This is a genomic window from Novosphingobium sp., assembly GCF_025351285.1.
Lineage (GTDB): Bacteria > Pseudomonadota > Alphaproteobacteria > Sphingomonadales > Sphingomonadaceae > Novosphingobium.
In genome coordinates this window covers 1-13,919 of record NZ_JANXWG010000036.1, presented here as the reverse complement: position 1 = coordinate 13,919, position 13,919 = coordinate 1, and the positions used below count along the sequence as shown (strand labels likewise).

The following is a 13,919-nucleotide window of genomic DNA, read 5'->3' as shown; positions in this document are numbered from 1 at the left end:
GCGGCCCCCTCGCCGACAAATCTCGTCGTGGCGCTTTCCCTTTCTCGCATTTGCAGCATAGGATGGCTTGTGTAGCGCGACGGGAAGGAACCGCGATGGGGCTGATGGCGAAATGGGGCGTGGCCGAGCAGTGGGGCGGGCTCGATCGCAAGCAGCGGATGACGGTGTGGGCGGCTTATCTGGGCTGGACGCTCGACGCGTTCGACTTCTTCCTGATGGTGTTCATGCTCAAGGCGATCGCGGCGGACTTCCACACCGACGTCAAATCGGTGTCCGAAGCGCTGTTCTTCACGCTGGCCGCGCGGCCGTTCGGGGCGCTGGTGTTCGGCTTGCTGGCCGAGCGGATCGGGCGGCGGCCGGTGCTGGTGATGGTGATCCTGGGGTTTTCGGTGCTGTCGGCGCTGTCGGGCGCGGCGCAGACGCTGGGGCAGTTGCTGCTGATCCGCGGGCTGTTCGGCTTTGCCATGGGCGGCGAATGGGGCGTGGGCGCCAGCCTGGCGATGGAAACGATCCCGCCCAAATCGCGCGGGCTGGTTTCGGGCATGATCCAGTCGGGCTATTCCTCGGGCTTCCTGATCGCCAGCCTGGCGTTTTTTGCACTGTTCGACACGCTGGGATGGCGGTGGATGTTCGTGCTGGGGCTGGCACCTTCGGCCGTGGTGCTGTTCGTGCGGATGCATGTGGAGGAAAGCCCGGCGTTCATCGCGAAAGCCGACAAGCCGCGGGAAAATCCTTTCAAGGCAATCGCTTCGCACTGGAAGCTGGCACTGTACCTGATCGTGCTGATGACCGCGTTCAACATGTTCAGCCACGGCACGCAGGATCTGTATCCCACCTATTTGCAGAAGCAGCGCGGTGATGACACGCAACTGACCGGCGCGATCGCGATCGTGATGAACTGCGGCGCGATCACCGGCGCGATGCTGTTCGGGCCGCTGTCCGAACGGATCGGCCGGCGCCGCGCGATCAGGACCTCGGCGCTGCTGGCGCTGCCGGTGATCCCGCTGTGGGTGTGGGCGCCCGATACCACCGTGCTCGGCCCCGGGCTGATCGCGGTGGGGGCGTTCGTGATGCAGATGGCGGTGCAGGGCGCCTGGGCGATCGTGCCGGCGCATCTCAACGAATTGTCGCCGGCGGCATTGCGCGCGACATTTCCGGGGTTTGTCTATCAGTTCGGCAACCTGATCGCCTCGCGCAACGCGCCGCTTCAGGCGGGCTTTGCCGAAAGCCATGGTGACAATTATGCGCTCGCGCTGGCGCTTGTGGCCGGGGTGACCGCGCTGGTGCTGGCCGGGTGGGTCTCGATCGGGCCCGAACGCAGCGGCAAGGCGCTGGCTGAAAACTAGCCTGCCCTTGCGGATCAGCACCGTCGCTCACAGATAGGCGTGCTGCTGCAAAGGAGATGGCGATGGCCGATGAAACATACACGCCCCCCAAAGTCTGGGCCTGGGACCAGCCGTCGGGCGGTCAGTTCGCCAGCATCAACCGCCCGATCGCCGGCGCCACGCACGACAAGGAACTGCCGCACGGGGAGCACAAGTATCAACTCCATTCGCTCGCCACACCCAATGGGCAAAAGGCCACGATCCTGTTCGAGGAACTGCTCGAAGCCGGCGTGACCGAGGCCGAATACGATGCCTGGCTGATCAACATCGGTGAAGGTGACCAGTTCGGATCGGGCTTCGTGGGCATCAACCCCAACAGCAAGATCCCCGCGCTGCTCGACCTGACCGGCCCGGAACCGATCCGCGTGTTCGAGAGCGGCGCGATCCTGCTGCACTTGTCCGAAAAGTACGGGATGTTCATCCCCACCGACGCCAAGGGTCGCGCCGAATGCCTGTCGTGGCTGATGTGGCAGATGGGCAGCGCGCCGTTCATCGGCGGCGGCTTCGGGCATTTTTACGCTTACGCGCCGTTCAAGATGGAATACCCGATCAACCGCTATGCGATGGAAACCAAGCGCTTGTTCGATGTCGCCAACCGGCGGCTGGCCGAATCGGCTTATCTGGCGGGCGACCAGTTCACCATCGCCGACATTGCGGCGTATGTCTGGTTGGGCGCCATCCACCGCGGTGCGGCTTATGGCGATGCGGCAACGTTCCTGTCGGTCCACGAATACGAACACGTCGGCCGCTGGGTGAGCGCGATCGACGCACGCCCCGGCACGCGCCGCGGGCGGCTGGTGAACAACCGCACAGGCCTGATCGAACGCCACTCGGCCGCGGATTTCGACACGCTCGACCCCGATTTGCTCAAGGGTATCACCAAGGGATCCTGAGGACTGAATTTTCCTGAAGGTGCACCCTTCCCAACCGCGCCGCGCCGGGTATAAGCGCGGCGCGCCTGCTGGGGCGTCGCCAAGTGGTAAGGCACCGGTTTTTGGTACCGGCATTCGGAGGTTCGAATCCTCCCGCCCCAGCCAATTTTGATGCAACCCACTGCCAGCTATAGCTTTTTTGCGGCGCCGGAAGCTGGCTGGGGTTTTGCGGCAAGACCTTATGCGACAATACGCAGGTCAGATTGCGTGACTGTCCAAGGCTTCCATCGCCAACGCAACCGCCCCGTAAACGCCGGCGTCGTGACCCAGTGCGGGGCGGACAATGAGCTTTTCCAGCGATGCGTGGTCGTGGCCAGGGAGGTAGGCTCCGAGCACTTGTGCGGTGGCACTGTGGATCAGTCCGAGCAATCCCGGTTGGCCCGCGCCTACCCCGCCACCGATGACGATGCGATGCGGTGCCAGCATGAGGATCATCGAGGCCATCAGGTCGGCAATCTCGTTAGCCACCAGCGACCACACCGCATCGGACGGCGCGAGCGTATCGGCCGGGCGACCGGCGCGCGCGGCAATGGCCGGGCCCGAGGCGAGGCCTTCGAGGCAATCGCCGTGGATCGGGCAAACGCCGGCAAAGCGATCGCCCACTGCCCGACGGACGCGGACGTGGCCCATTTCGGGGTGGAAGGTGCCGTGGTGCGGCTTGCCGTCGATGACGATGCCGCCGCCGATGCCGGTGCCGATCGTCAGGTAGACATGCGTTGCGCAGCCAGTCGCGGCGCCCCAGCGGCCTTCGGCCAGCGCAGCGCCGGCAACGTCGGTATCGAGCGCAACCGGGCCGGTGAAGCGACCGGCGATGCCCGCAAGCACGTTCGCGCCGGACCAGCCGGGCTTGGGCGTGTTGACTATGCAGCCGTAGTCTTCAGCGGCCGGATCGACGCGCAGGGGTCCAAAACTGGCGATCCCGAGCGCTGTGAAGGATTCTTCGCGAGCGGCGGCATCCAGCCACTCGGCGATCGAACCGAACGTTGCGGCGGGATCATCACCGGTGGGCCATTGCGCGCGCTGTTCGATGCTCCGTCCACGCGCGAGGACCGCGATGCATTTGGTCCCGCCAAGCTCTACGCCCGCAACCAGTGGCGCCCTGGCGATCACGCCAGCCACGCACGATCGGCTTCGAGCGACAGTTGCAGCGGCATCGCCGGCGTCCCCCCGAAATGGCGGCGCGCGGTGGCCGGGTCCGCCGGTTCCTCGGCGAGGCCGGGCCGGTCGACAAAACTGATCACGCTAAGGTCGGCCAGCACTTGCCAGCTATAGGTCTGGATCGGCGCAGCAGCGGGGTTGGCGAAGACCAGGCCGGTGCCGTTCAAGGGCGTCCACGGACCGTCGATGCGGTCTGCGACCATGCCGTAGAGGCCGTTCGGTCCGGCAGGACCATCGCTTGCGAAAACCTTCCGCTGGGTTGACCAGAAACAGTAATAGCGCGCGTCATGGTGGACGATGTGCGGGCGTTCGAGTTCGTTGTTGAGCCCGTCCGCGGAGATGATCGGGGCGCGTAGGGTCCACTGACCGCTTTCGCGCCGGGCCAGCCCCACCGCTCCATTCCAGACGGAGGACGATTGTGCCAGCGAAGCGGCGAACGCCAGGTATTCGGCCCCGTCGGCCGGATCGCGGAACCATGCGGGATCGCGAAAGGCCTTGATCGTGCCGATCGCGCCGCCGCCCGTCATGTCGCGCGAATAGATTGCGCCGTCGGCAACAACGCTTTCGACCGGGGCCGTCCAATTGGACAATTCGGGCACGCCGTCACGGATTTCCAACGTTGCGCTGCATTCGAACAGGCGCTGCTCGAAGCCGATCCGGGTCTCGCCCCGATGCCCTGCGGCGGTGAAATAGAGCGTGACCCGGTCATGGGCCGGCGAGACGATCGCCGAGCCCGACCATTCACGGCTGCCAGGCGCCAGGCCATCGGGCAAGGCGGGCCCAAGGTCGCGCCAGCCGGCGGCGGTGTGGTGCATCAGGCGAATGCGGGCCAAGGCGTGGCGATCGTCGGGGTCAGGCCAAACCGGCGCCGACAGCAGCATGCACAGCGTCCCGCCAGCAATTACCGCCGTGTGGCCATCGCATTCCTGCACCGGCCAGTAATCCCACAAGTCGAACCCGGAAAGAATCGGGGTTACCGTGGCAAAGTCGATCAATGGCGCGGTTGGGACTGCGCCGTCCGCAATCGCGGCAACCGCTTGCGCGGACCAGGCACTCGTCATTGTTTCATCACCCGAACGCGCTTGAAAATAGCCCCGGGCGCGGCATGCGCGCCCGGGGGATTGGTGCTCAGAAGTCGAACTTGATCGCAGCCGACACCGTGCGGCCATTGATCGAGCGCGCCCGGACGATGCCATTGGCCGGGATCGCGCCCTCTTCCGCTTCGGTGAAGCCGGTGGTGTTGAAGAGGTTGTTGGCGTTGATCGACACTTGCACCCGCTCGATCGGTCGCACGTTCAGGAACGCGTTGACCTGGGTGAACGCCGGCAGCTTCAACTGGTTGCTGTCCTGCGTGTAGCTGGCGGTGGTGCCGATCGCGCTGGCACCCAGGCTGAACAGCTTGGTGTTGTACGACGGCGTGATGCGGTAGATGAAATCGGCCTGCCGGCGCGGCTTGTTGCCGATGACGGTCTTGTCGAGCGACTGGACGATCTTGGCGCTGGTGTAAGTCCCGCTGGCCGCCAGCGAGAAGTCACCGATGCGGTAGTTTCCTTCGAATTCAAGGCCATAAGCGCGGTATGTGTTGGAAGTGGCACGCTGCGTGGTCGCTTCGTAGTTCTGTTCTTCGGTCCGGGCGTAGAATGCGGTGCCGTAAAGGCTCAGCCCCCCGGTCTGGTACTTGGCGCCCACTTCGGCTTGCTTGACGAAATCGACCGGGCGGGCGTTCGGCAGCAGTGCGCCGCTGGTCGGGCTGGTGTTGCCGCCGAACACGAAACGATCGGCATTGGCGCGGCCGCCCTTGCTGTAGCGCGTGAACAGGCTGAAATCCTGGCTCGCGCGGTAATTGGCGCCGAACGAGTACGACCAGTAGTGGTAGTTGTAGTTGACCGGGCGCTGCGCTCCCAGTGGCACCGTGGTATTTAGCTTTTCAGGCGCCGAGATCGTGCCGTTTCCGTCGACATCGAACGGTGCCGTTGCGCCATCACCCGCGACATAGCCGCGCGCATTGCCCGCATCATAGCGCGCACTGGCGTCGATGGTCAGCTTGTCCTGGCTGTAGCCAAGCTGGACGTAAGGCGCGTTGGTGTCGAAATCGAGCTTGTAGGTCCGGCGGCAGCAACCGCCGAAGAACGATGCGCCATAGGCGACCAGCCCAGTGTCGGTCTGGAGCGCGCCGGCGGCGTTCTTGACGTCGATCAGCGCGGCGTTGTTGCCCTTGGCTTCGAGCAGGTACGACGACCAGGTCCAGTCCATGTCGATGGTCTGGCGCGACTTGTAGAAGCCGGCGGTCAGGTTCACCGCGCCGCCATTGCCGGTGGCGAACTTGCGGCTGACCTTGAGATCGTTGGTGACATTGTTAAGGCTGTTGAGCTTGGTGTTGAACAGCACAATGCCGATCGCAGTGGTACCGGCCGGAACCGCCTGGCCCGCTTGCGGACCATTGGCGAACACCGCCGTAGCGCCCGCGCCGCCAATGCTGGTCGCCAGATTGCCGATGGTGTCGGCAGTGGCGGGGAACGGTGAGATGAACCGGCCCGAGATGTCGGCGTAGCGGAACTTGTCGTTGACGGTCCAGCCGTCTGCCACGTCGAACTGGGTTTCGAAGCCGATTGCCTTGACCACCGGGTGCATGCCGTCACGGATATCGTCGACTTCGCGGTTGTTCTGCCCGTCGAGCGTGACCGCGCGGGTGAAATAGGCGCTGTGGATGGTATCGGAATTGGGGCTGAGGCCCGGCAGCGCGGTGTATTGCGGGCTGCCGTTCGATCCGGTGACGCGCACGGGGCTGGGCAGATAGGCGATCGCACGGTCATCGAGGTACTTGAAGTTCAACCGGAAAAAGCCATGGTCGAACGTCTTGGTGACGTTGCCGCGGATCTGGCCGCCCTTGTTGCCATCGTAACCGGCGCGACGCGGGCCTTCGCCGACACGGTAGAAGCCGCCGATGTGGTAGTTCACACTGTCCGAAAGCTTGCCGGCATAATCGGTGTCGATGCGGTATTCGCCATAGTCGAGCCCGACGGTGCCCTGGATCGAGCCGCCTTCCTGCTCGCCGGTCTTCGAGATCAGGTTGATCACGCCGCCGGGCGAGTTCGAGGCGAACGTCGAGGCCGAACCGCCACGAACCGCTTCGACGCGGGCGATGTTGAAATCGGTGCGCAGGAAAATGTCAGCGTTGGCGAAGGCGATATCACCGAATTCGAGGACGGGCAGACCGTCTTCCTGCAATTGCAGGAACTTGGCGCCGCCGGTCGAGATCGGGATGCCGCGCACCTGGATATTGGCGTTGCCTTCACCGCCCGACGATTCGGCACGGATGCCCGGCAGGCTGCGGAACAGTTCGGCAGCCGAACGCGGCGCGGCATTGGCGATGGCGGCGGCGTTGATCGAGCTGACCGAAACCGAACTGTCGAGCCGGTTTGCCCCGCGCGCCACCGCGGTGACGACGATTTCGTCTTTGGCATCTGGGGCGGCATCTGGGGCTGCTTGCGTGTCGGCGGCTGGCGCGGCATTCTGCGCGCCGTTCTGCGCAAATGCAGGCGCGGCGAACATCAGCGCGCTGCTGGCCAAAAGAATGGTCCGTACCGTCAGCATGTCTCTCTCCCTCGATATAGCCGTTTAGCGGCTCGACTTATCCCCTAGCCTAACCCTGCAAACGTTTGCAAGGAGAATTTGCAAACGTTTGCAAAATCGCGTATCGCCGTTGCAGGGCAGCCTCAGCTTGCCGTTGGGAGAGTGATGTGATCGGCTTGCCATCCGGAAAACCGTATTTGTCGCTGGCGCGAATCCTGCAGATGAACCTGGGTTTTCTGGGGCTTCAGTTCAGCTTCGGGCTCCAGCAAAGCAACATGGGGCCGATCTACAGCTATCTTGGCGCCGATGAGGGCGCCATGCCGCTGTTGTGGCTGGCGGGGCCGATGACCGGGCTGATCATCCAGCCACTGATCGGCTCGATGAGCGATCGCACCCGCACGCGGCTCGGTCGGCGCACGCCCTATTTCCTGATCGGCGCGGTACTGTGCAGCTTGTGCCTGCTGGCGATGCCTTACAGCCGCACCCTGTGGATGGCGGCCAGCCTGCTGTGGGTGCTCGACGCCGCCAACAACGTGACGATGGAGCCTTATCGCGCCTATGTCAGCGACCGGCTCGACGAGAGCCAGCGCCCGCTGGGCTTCCTCACCCAAAGCGCATTTACCGGTCTGGCGCAGACATTGTCCTATCTCGCTCCATCGCTGCTGGTGTGGTGGGGCGTGAGCAAGGACCTGATCGACGCCAACGGCATTCCCGCGATCACCCGGATCAGCTTCGTGATCGGCGCGGTGCTGTCGATCACCACGATCCTGTGGTCGGTGTGGCGCGTCCCCGAATTGCCTCTGACCCCCGAGGAAGACGCGGCAATGGCAGCCGATCCGCTGACGCTGCGCTCCACGCTGACGGGCTTGCGCGATGCGGTGCGCGACATGCCGCCGGCGATGCGGCAACTGGCGCTGGCGATGCTGTTCCAGTGGTTCGGCATGTTCTGTTACTGGCAATATGTGGTGCTCGCTTTGGCACGGGGCGTGTTCGGCACCAGCGATCCGACCAGCGCTGGCTTTCGCAATGCGGGGCTGCTCAACGGCCAATTGGGTGCGTTCTACAACCTGATTGCATGCCTTTCGGCCTTCGCGATGATCCCGTTGGCGCGGCGTTTCGGGCCCAAGGCGGTGCACGCCGCAGCGATGGTGGCATCCGGCGCGGCGATGCTGACGATCGCCTCGACTGGTTCGATCCCCATGCTTGTCATCGCGATGGTGGGAATCGGCGTGGGCTGGGGCAGCCTGATGGGCAATCCCTACCTGATGCTGGCCAACGCGATCCCGGCCGAGCGCACCGGCGTTTACATGGGCATTTTCAACATGTTCATCGTGATCCCGATGATGGTCGAGATCCTGTTCGTGTGGCTGGCCTATCGCCCGCTGCTGGGCGGCGATCCGCGGCACGTGCTGATGCTGGGTGGGGCAATGATGCTGGCAGCGGCGGCGGCAACGGCGCTGGTGCGGACGTCGCGCGAGCCGTCGGCCGTAGCGCCAGCGTAAAACTCAGGCCGAATTGCGCAGGATCAGTTCGGGCTCCATCACCACCGACGCCACCTCCTGCCCCTCCATCCGCTGGAACAGCAGGTCGACCATGGTCTTCGCCCCGCGCGCCACGTCCTGGCGGATCGTGGTCAGCGACGGCGTGGTGTACATCGAGATCAGCACGTCGTCGTAACCGATCACGCCCACGTCCTGCGGCACGCGCTTGCCATGCCCGGCCAGCGCCCGCAGCGCGCTCATCGCGATGACGTCCGACGCAGCAACGATCCCGTCGGGCGACGGGTGGCCGGCCAGGTAATCCTCGATCGCGCTGTACGAAGCATCGCCCGTCAAATGCACTGGCAGCAGCGTTGCAGCACTGGTGCCCGCGTGGTGCAGCGCCTGTTCGAACCCGGCGTAGCGCGCGGCGAATTCGGGCACTTCGATGTTGCCGACAAACGCCAGCCGCGTCCGGCCCTGGTTGAGCAGATGCTCGGCCGCCATCCGTCCGCCCGCCACGTTGTCGGTGCCGACGGTGATCTGCGCCTGGCTTTGCCCATCGGCGCCCCACACGATCATCGGCCGATAGCGTGCCGCCACACGCTCGATCGCCGCGCTCTGGTTCGATTGGCCGATCACGATCACGCCATCGGCCCGGCCGGCATCGACGATCGCATCGAGCCAGCGATCGTCCCTGGGGATCACGCGTGACAGCAGCAGATCATGGCCGCGATCGGCGATGGCGTCGGCCAGCGGCGCCAGCAGGCTCATGAAAAACGGATCGGACAAGTGCTGCTCGGCCTCGTGCCCCAGCGGCAGCACCACCGCAATCGCGCCGGTACGCTTGAGCCGCAAGTTGCGCGCGGCCTGGTTAAGCTGGAACCCATGTTCACGCGCCAGCACTTCGATGCGAGAGCGGGTGGCCTTGGCGATAACCGGATTGCCCGCCAGCGCGCGCGACACCGTCGCCACCGAAACCCCCGCCAGTTGCGCCAGTTCGGCCAAAGTGGAAGCCGGCGTGGAGGCAGGGGAAGTCTCGGTCATGGCACCCTCATGCCAGTTGAACCGGGCTGCGCCAACGTTCAATCGCCGATGGCGGGACGCGGCGAGCCAGGGCTTGGGCCGGGGCTCAGACGGGAGCAAACGCCTTGCAGCAGCGGTCGGCTGCACGCGTTATGATCGACGCCGAGGTTGGTTTGGCGGGCAGCCACAATGACTGTACAGGCCATTTCAGCGGTGGCATCCAGCGGCGACGCGGGAAATCGCGAAACGGGAGAATGCCATGGCAATGCTGACTCGGCTGCTGGTCAAGCGCGGCGCGATCACCGAAACGCGGCTGGTCGAACGCCCGCTGCCTGCGCTGGCGGACGGCGAGATCCTGGCCCAGGTCGGCGATTTCGCGCTGACCGCCAACAATATCAGCTACGCGCTGACCGGCGATTCACTCGGCTACTGGCAGTTCTTTCCGGAGGATGCCGAATGGGGCGTGGTGCCGGTATGGGGCCATGCCGAAGTAATCGAATCGCGCTGCGCCGAAGTACCCGTCGGTACGCGGTTCTGGGGTTATCTGCCGATGGCATCGCATCTGGTGCTTACGCCGGGCCGCGCGAACGAGCGCGGATTTATCGACGCGGTAGCGCACCGTGCCGCGCTGCCGGCTGTCTACAACCAGTACACCCGCACCGAGCAGGACCCACCGGCGCTCGCCGCCATGGCCAATGCACGAAGCCTGCTGTTTCCCCTGTTCACGACGTCCTACCTGATCGCCGACTACTTCGCAGACAACGCGCTGTTCGGCGCCGAGCAGATCGTGATCGGCTCGGCCTCGTCCAAGACCGGCTTTGCCACCGCACATTTTCTCAAGACCGTCTCGCCCACGCCGCGCACCGTCATCGGGCTGACATCGCCGGGCAATCTTGCCTTCACCGAAGGCCTGGGGCTGTTCGATCGGGTCATCGCGTACGACGCTGTGGCCAGCCTCGATCCCGCGGTGCCGAGCGGTTATGTCGACATGTCGGGCGACGGCGCGGTGCTGCGCGCAGTCCATGAACATTTCACCGACAATCTGAAAGTCAGCGTAGGGGTGGGCGCCACCCACTGGGACGCCCCACGCCCGCAGGAAGCGCTGCCCGGCGCACAACCGGCGTTCTTCTTTGCACCCGCGCAGATCGCCAAGCGCGATGCCGAATGGGGCGCGGGTGTGCTGATGGGCAAGGCCAACCTCGCCAACATCGCCTTTGTCCGGGCACTGGGCGACGGCTTGCGGATCACCGAGCACCGCGGGCCGGCGGCGGTTGCAGCGCGGTATGACGACATGGTGTTCAACCGCACGCCTCCGACCGAAGGGCTGATCCTCAATTTCGCCAGCGGGGTTTGAGACGACCAGCACCGAAATGCCTCGAGACCTTTTGATCAGTTGAATAATTCATTCGAATGAATGAATATGCCGGTATGACTGCTTCATCCACCGATTCGCGCTTGCTCGACGTTGCCGTCGATCACTTCGGCCGGTTGGGGCTCGAAGGCGCCAGCACCCGGGCGATTGCGCGCGATGCCGCAACGCTGATGTCGTCGATCACGTATCATTTCGGCGGCAAGCAGGGGCTTTACCTCGCTGCGGCCGACCACATCACCACGCGCATCCAAACCTGGATCCGCCCGACGCTGGATCGTGCCGAAACGCTATGCGATCGCAACGCGGACAATGGCTCGGTGCGCCCCGCCATCCACGCGATCATCGGCGGGATGACAGCGCTGATGCTGAACGACGAGACGGCCGCAATCTCGCGCTTCATCGTGCGCGAACAGGCCGAACCCACCGCGGCGTTCGCCCGCATTTACAACGGCGTGATGGGCCCGATGCTCGACCGGGTAGGATTGCTGCTGATCCGCGTGTCGAACGGCCACTTAACCCTGGACGAAGCGCGGCTGCGGGCGATGACGATCATCGGGCAGGTGCTGGTGTTCCGCGTGGCGCGCGCCACGGCCATGACCGGGATGGGCTGGGAGGGGTATGGCCCAGCCGAATCCACGCGCATCAGCCACACGATCGCCGCCAATCTCGATGCCCTCCTTGACCAGATCTCAGCCGGAGACGCCGCATGAATCGCCGCCGCATCATGGGTATCGTTGGACTCGTCGCGCTGGTGGTGGCCGCACTGGCCACGCGCGGCTTCGGACTGTTCGCAGAAGCCGCCGACAACACGCTGACCTTGCACGGCAATGTCGATATCCGGCAGGTCGATCTGGGCTTCCGCGTAGCAGGGCGCATCCAGTCGATCGCGTTCGACGAAGGCGCGCGTGTGCCCGAAGGCGCGGTGCTGGCCAGCCTCGATCCTTCTCCGTTGCAGAACCAGCTCGATGCCGCGCAGGCGCAGATCGCGGTGGCGGCAGCAGAGCTCGACAAGCGCCGCAACGGCAACCGGCCGCAGGACATCGCGCAGGCTCGAGCCCGGCTGGCCGAAGCCCGGGCCAATCTCGCCGGTGCGCGCCAGGACTACGAGCGCCGCGCCGAACTTGTGCAGACCGGTGCGGTCAGCCGTTCGCTGTTCGATACCACCACCACGAAATACCGTGCGGCTCAGGCGCAAGTCTCCGCCGCGCAGGCCGCGCTGGCGTTGCAACAAGCAGGTGTCCGGCGCGAGGACATCGCATCGGCCGAAGCCCAGCGCCAGCAAGCGATGGCGCAAGCCGCCAAGCTGAAGACCGACTTGTCCGATGCCGTGCTGCGCGCGCCCAATGCCGGCACGATCCTGACCCGCGCGCGCGAACCCGGCGCGATCGTCCAGCCGGGCGAGACGGTGCTGACGCTGACGATCGACCGCCCGTTACGGGTTCGAGCGTATATCCCCGAGCCCGATCTTGCCCGCATTTCCCCAGGCATGGCGGTCACGGTCAGGACTGATGGTAACGACAAGACCTACCACGGCACGATCGGCGCCATCGCCTCGACCGCCGAATTCACCCCCAAGACCGTCCAGACCGAAGCGCTGCGCACCGATCTGGTCTACCGCGTCCGCGTGACCGTGACCGATCCCGACGATGCGCTGCGCCAGGGCGCGCCGGTCACCGTTTCGATCCCCACTGCCCGCGCGCAAGCGAAGCACTGACATGACCACCGCGGTGCCTACCGCCGACCATGACGCGGTCGCCACTGCCAGCGGCCTGACCAAACGCTTCGCCGGCCAGGAAGCACCCGCGCTCGATGGTGTATCGATCGCGATCGAGCCGGGCCGGATGACCGGCCTGGTCGGGCCGGACGGCGCAGGCAAGACCACGCTGATCCGCATCCTGGCTGGCCTGATCGACCCCGATGCGGGCCACGCCACGGTGTTCGGCCGCCCGGCCACCGATACCGACCGCAGCATGATCGGCTATATGCCGCAGCGCTTCGGGCTTTACGAAGACCTGACGGTGATGGAAAACCTGCGGCTCTACGCCGATCTGCGTGGACTGCCGCCGGGTGAACGGCAGGCGAGCTTCGACCGGCTGCTCGATTTCACCGACCTCAAGCGCTTTTCCACGCGATTGGCGGGCAAGCTGTCGGGCGGCATGAAGCAAAAACTGGGCCTCGCCTGCGCGATGGTGCGCGCGCCGAGATTGCTGCTGCTCGACGAACCCGGCGTGGGTGTCGATCCGGTTTCGCGGCGCGAATTGTGGCAGATGGTCAAGGATCTCGCGGGTGACGGGATCGGTGTGCTGTGGTCGACCGCCTATCTCGACGAGGCCGAAAAGTGCGACACCGTTGTCCTGCTCAACGAAGGCAAGCGGCTTTACGATGGCGCGCCGCAGGACCTGACCGACAGCATCAAGGATCGCGTGATCCGCATCGCGGTGCCCAGCCTTGGCCGCCGCGCGATCCTGCAATATGCGCTCGACCATCCCGCGGTGATCGACGGCACCGTGCAGGGCGATGCTCTGCGCCTGATGCTGAAGGCCGATAGCCCCGCCCCTGGCCCGCAAGCGCTGGGCCTTGCGACCGGCTCGATCGAGCGCATCCAGCCTCGTTTCGAAGACGCCTTCATCGACCTGCTCGGCGGCGGCCCGTCGGGCACCTCGCAACTCGCCGAACATTACCGCACGATCCCCGAAACCGATGCTCCGGCCATCGTCGCGCAAGGCCTGACGCGGCGCTTCGGCACCTTCACCGCAGCCGACCACGTCAGCTTCACCGTTCCGCGCGGGCAGATTTTCGGGTTGCTGGGCCCAAACGGCGCGGGCAAGTCGACCACGTTCAAAATGCTCTGCGGGCTGCTGACACCGAGCGAGGGCAACGGTTCGGTCGCGGGCTTCGACTTGCGCCGCGCCAAGGCCGATGCGCGCCAATCGCTCGGCTACATGGCGCAGAAATTCTCGCTTTATGGCGATCTTTCGGTGCGGCAGAACCTCAA

11 protein-coding genes and 1 tRNA gene are annotated in these 13,919 nt (G+C 65.2%); 8 read left to right on the top strand and 4 right to left on the bottom strand.

All coding sequences use genetic code 11. The annotated features are described in order from the left end of the window. Positions 1-95: 95 nt before the first annotated feature. The 3 genes from Q0R16_RS04340 (at position 96) to Q0R16_RS04330 (ending at position 2,422) form a co-directional block, all read left to right on the top strand. Positions 96-1,346: an MFS transporter gene (locus Q0R16_RS04340; protein WP_295632460.1), complete on the top strand. Its 1,251-nt coding sequence runs from the start codon at positions 96-98 to the stop codon at positions 1,344-1,346. Positions 1,347-1,408: 62 nt separating this feature from the next. After that, the gene (yghU, locus tag Q0R16_RS04335; protein ID WP_295632457.1) at positions 1,409-2,278 is read left to right on the top strand and encodes a glutathione-dependent disulfide-bond oxidoreductase; all 870 of its coding nucleotides are present in this window, start codon (positions 1,409-1,411) and stop codon (positions 2,276-2,278) included. 69 nt (positions 2,279-2,347) lie between these two features. Then, positions 2,348-2,422, top strand: a tRNA-Gln gene (locus Q0R16_RS04330). 93 nt (positions 2,423-2,515) lie between these two features. Here Q0R16_RS04330 and Q0R16_RS04325 read toward each other — a convergent pair. The 3 genes from Q0R16_RS04325 to Q0R16_RS04315 form a co-directional block, all read right to left on the bottom strand. Further along, positions 2,516-3,436, bottom strand: coding sequence for an ROK family protein (locus Q0R16_RS04325; protein WP_295632454.1), 921 nt, complete (start codon positions 3,434-3,436; stop codon positions 2,516-2,518). Beyond that, on the bottom strand, positions 3,424-4,536 hold the full coding sequence (locus Q0R16_RS04320; protein ID WP_295632451.1) for a glycoside hydrolase family 68 protein: 1,113 nt from the start codon (positions 4,534-4,536) through the stop codon (positions 3,424-3,426). Before Q0R16_RS04320 ends, Q0R16_RS04325 begins: the two co-directional genes overlap by 13 nt. 67 nt (positions 4,537-4,603) lie before the next feature. Then, the gene (locus Q0R16_RS04315; protein WP_295632448.1) at positions 4,604-7,069 is read right to left on the bottom strand and encodes a TonB-dependent receptor; all 2,466 of its coding nucleotides are present in this window, start codon (positions 7,067-7,069) and stop codon (positions 4,604-4,606) included. A gap of 200 nt (positions 7,070-7,269) precedes the next feature. Here Q0R16_RS04315 and Q0R16_RS04310 point away from each other — a divergent pair, with 200 nt between their 5' ends. Beyond that, positions 7,270-8,550, top strand: coding sequence for an MFS transporter (locus Q0R16_RS04310; protein ID WP_295632445.1), 1,281 nt, complete (start codon positions 7,270-7,272; stop codon positions 8,548-8,550). 3 nt (positions 8,551-8,553) lie between these two features. On the opposite strand, the gene Q0R16_RS04305 is transcribed toward Q0R16_RS04310, so the two are convergent. Continuing rightward, positions 8,554-9,573 carry a substrate-binding domain-containing protein gene (locus tag Q0R16_RS04305; protein WP_295632442.1) on the bottom strand — a complete coding sequence of 340 codons (1,020 nt, stop codon included), beginning with the start codon at positions 9,571-9,573 and terminating at the stop codon, positions 8,554-8,556. 238 nt (positions 9,574-9,811) lie between these two features. Here Q0R16_RS04305 and Q0R16_RS04300 point away from each other — a divergent pair, with 238 nt between their 5' ends. The 4 genes from Q0R16_RS04300 to Q0R16_RS04285 all read left to right on the top strand — a co-directional run. After that, positions 9,812-10,906 carry a DUF2855 family protein gene (locus Q0R16_RS04300; protein ID WP_295632439.1) on the top strand — a complete coding sequence of 365 codons (1,095 nt, stop codon included), beginning with the start codon at positions 9,812-9,814 and terminating at the stop codon, positions 10,904-10,906. A 74-nt stretch (positions 10,907-10,980) separates the two neighbouring features. Continuing rightward, positions 10,981-11,634 carry a CerR family C-terminal domain-containing protein gene (locus tag Q0R16_RS04295; protein ID WP_295632437.1) on the top strand — a complete coding sequence of 218 codons (654 nt, stop codon included), beginning with the start codon at positions 10,981-10,983 and terminating at the stop codon, positions 11,632-11,634. Continuing rightward, the gene (locus tag Q0R16_RS04290; protein ID WP_295632434.1) at positions 11,631-12,638 is read left to right on the top strand and encodes an HlyD family efflux transporter periplasmic adaptor subunit; all 1,008 of its coding nucleotides are present in this window, start codon (positions 11,631-11,633) and stop codon (positions 12,636-12,638) included. The genes Q0R16_RS04295 and Q0R16_RS04290 overlap by 4 nt, the downstream gene beginning before the upstream one ends. A gap of 1 nt (position 12,639) precedes the next feature. Next, positions 12,640-13,919 (top strand): ATP-binding cassette domain-containing protein (locus Q0R16_RS04285; protein WP_295632430.1); only part of this gene is annotated, 1,280 nt, incomplete at its 3' end.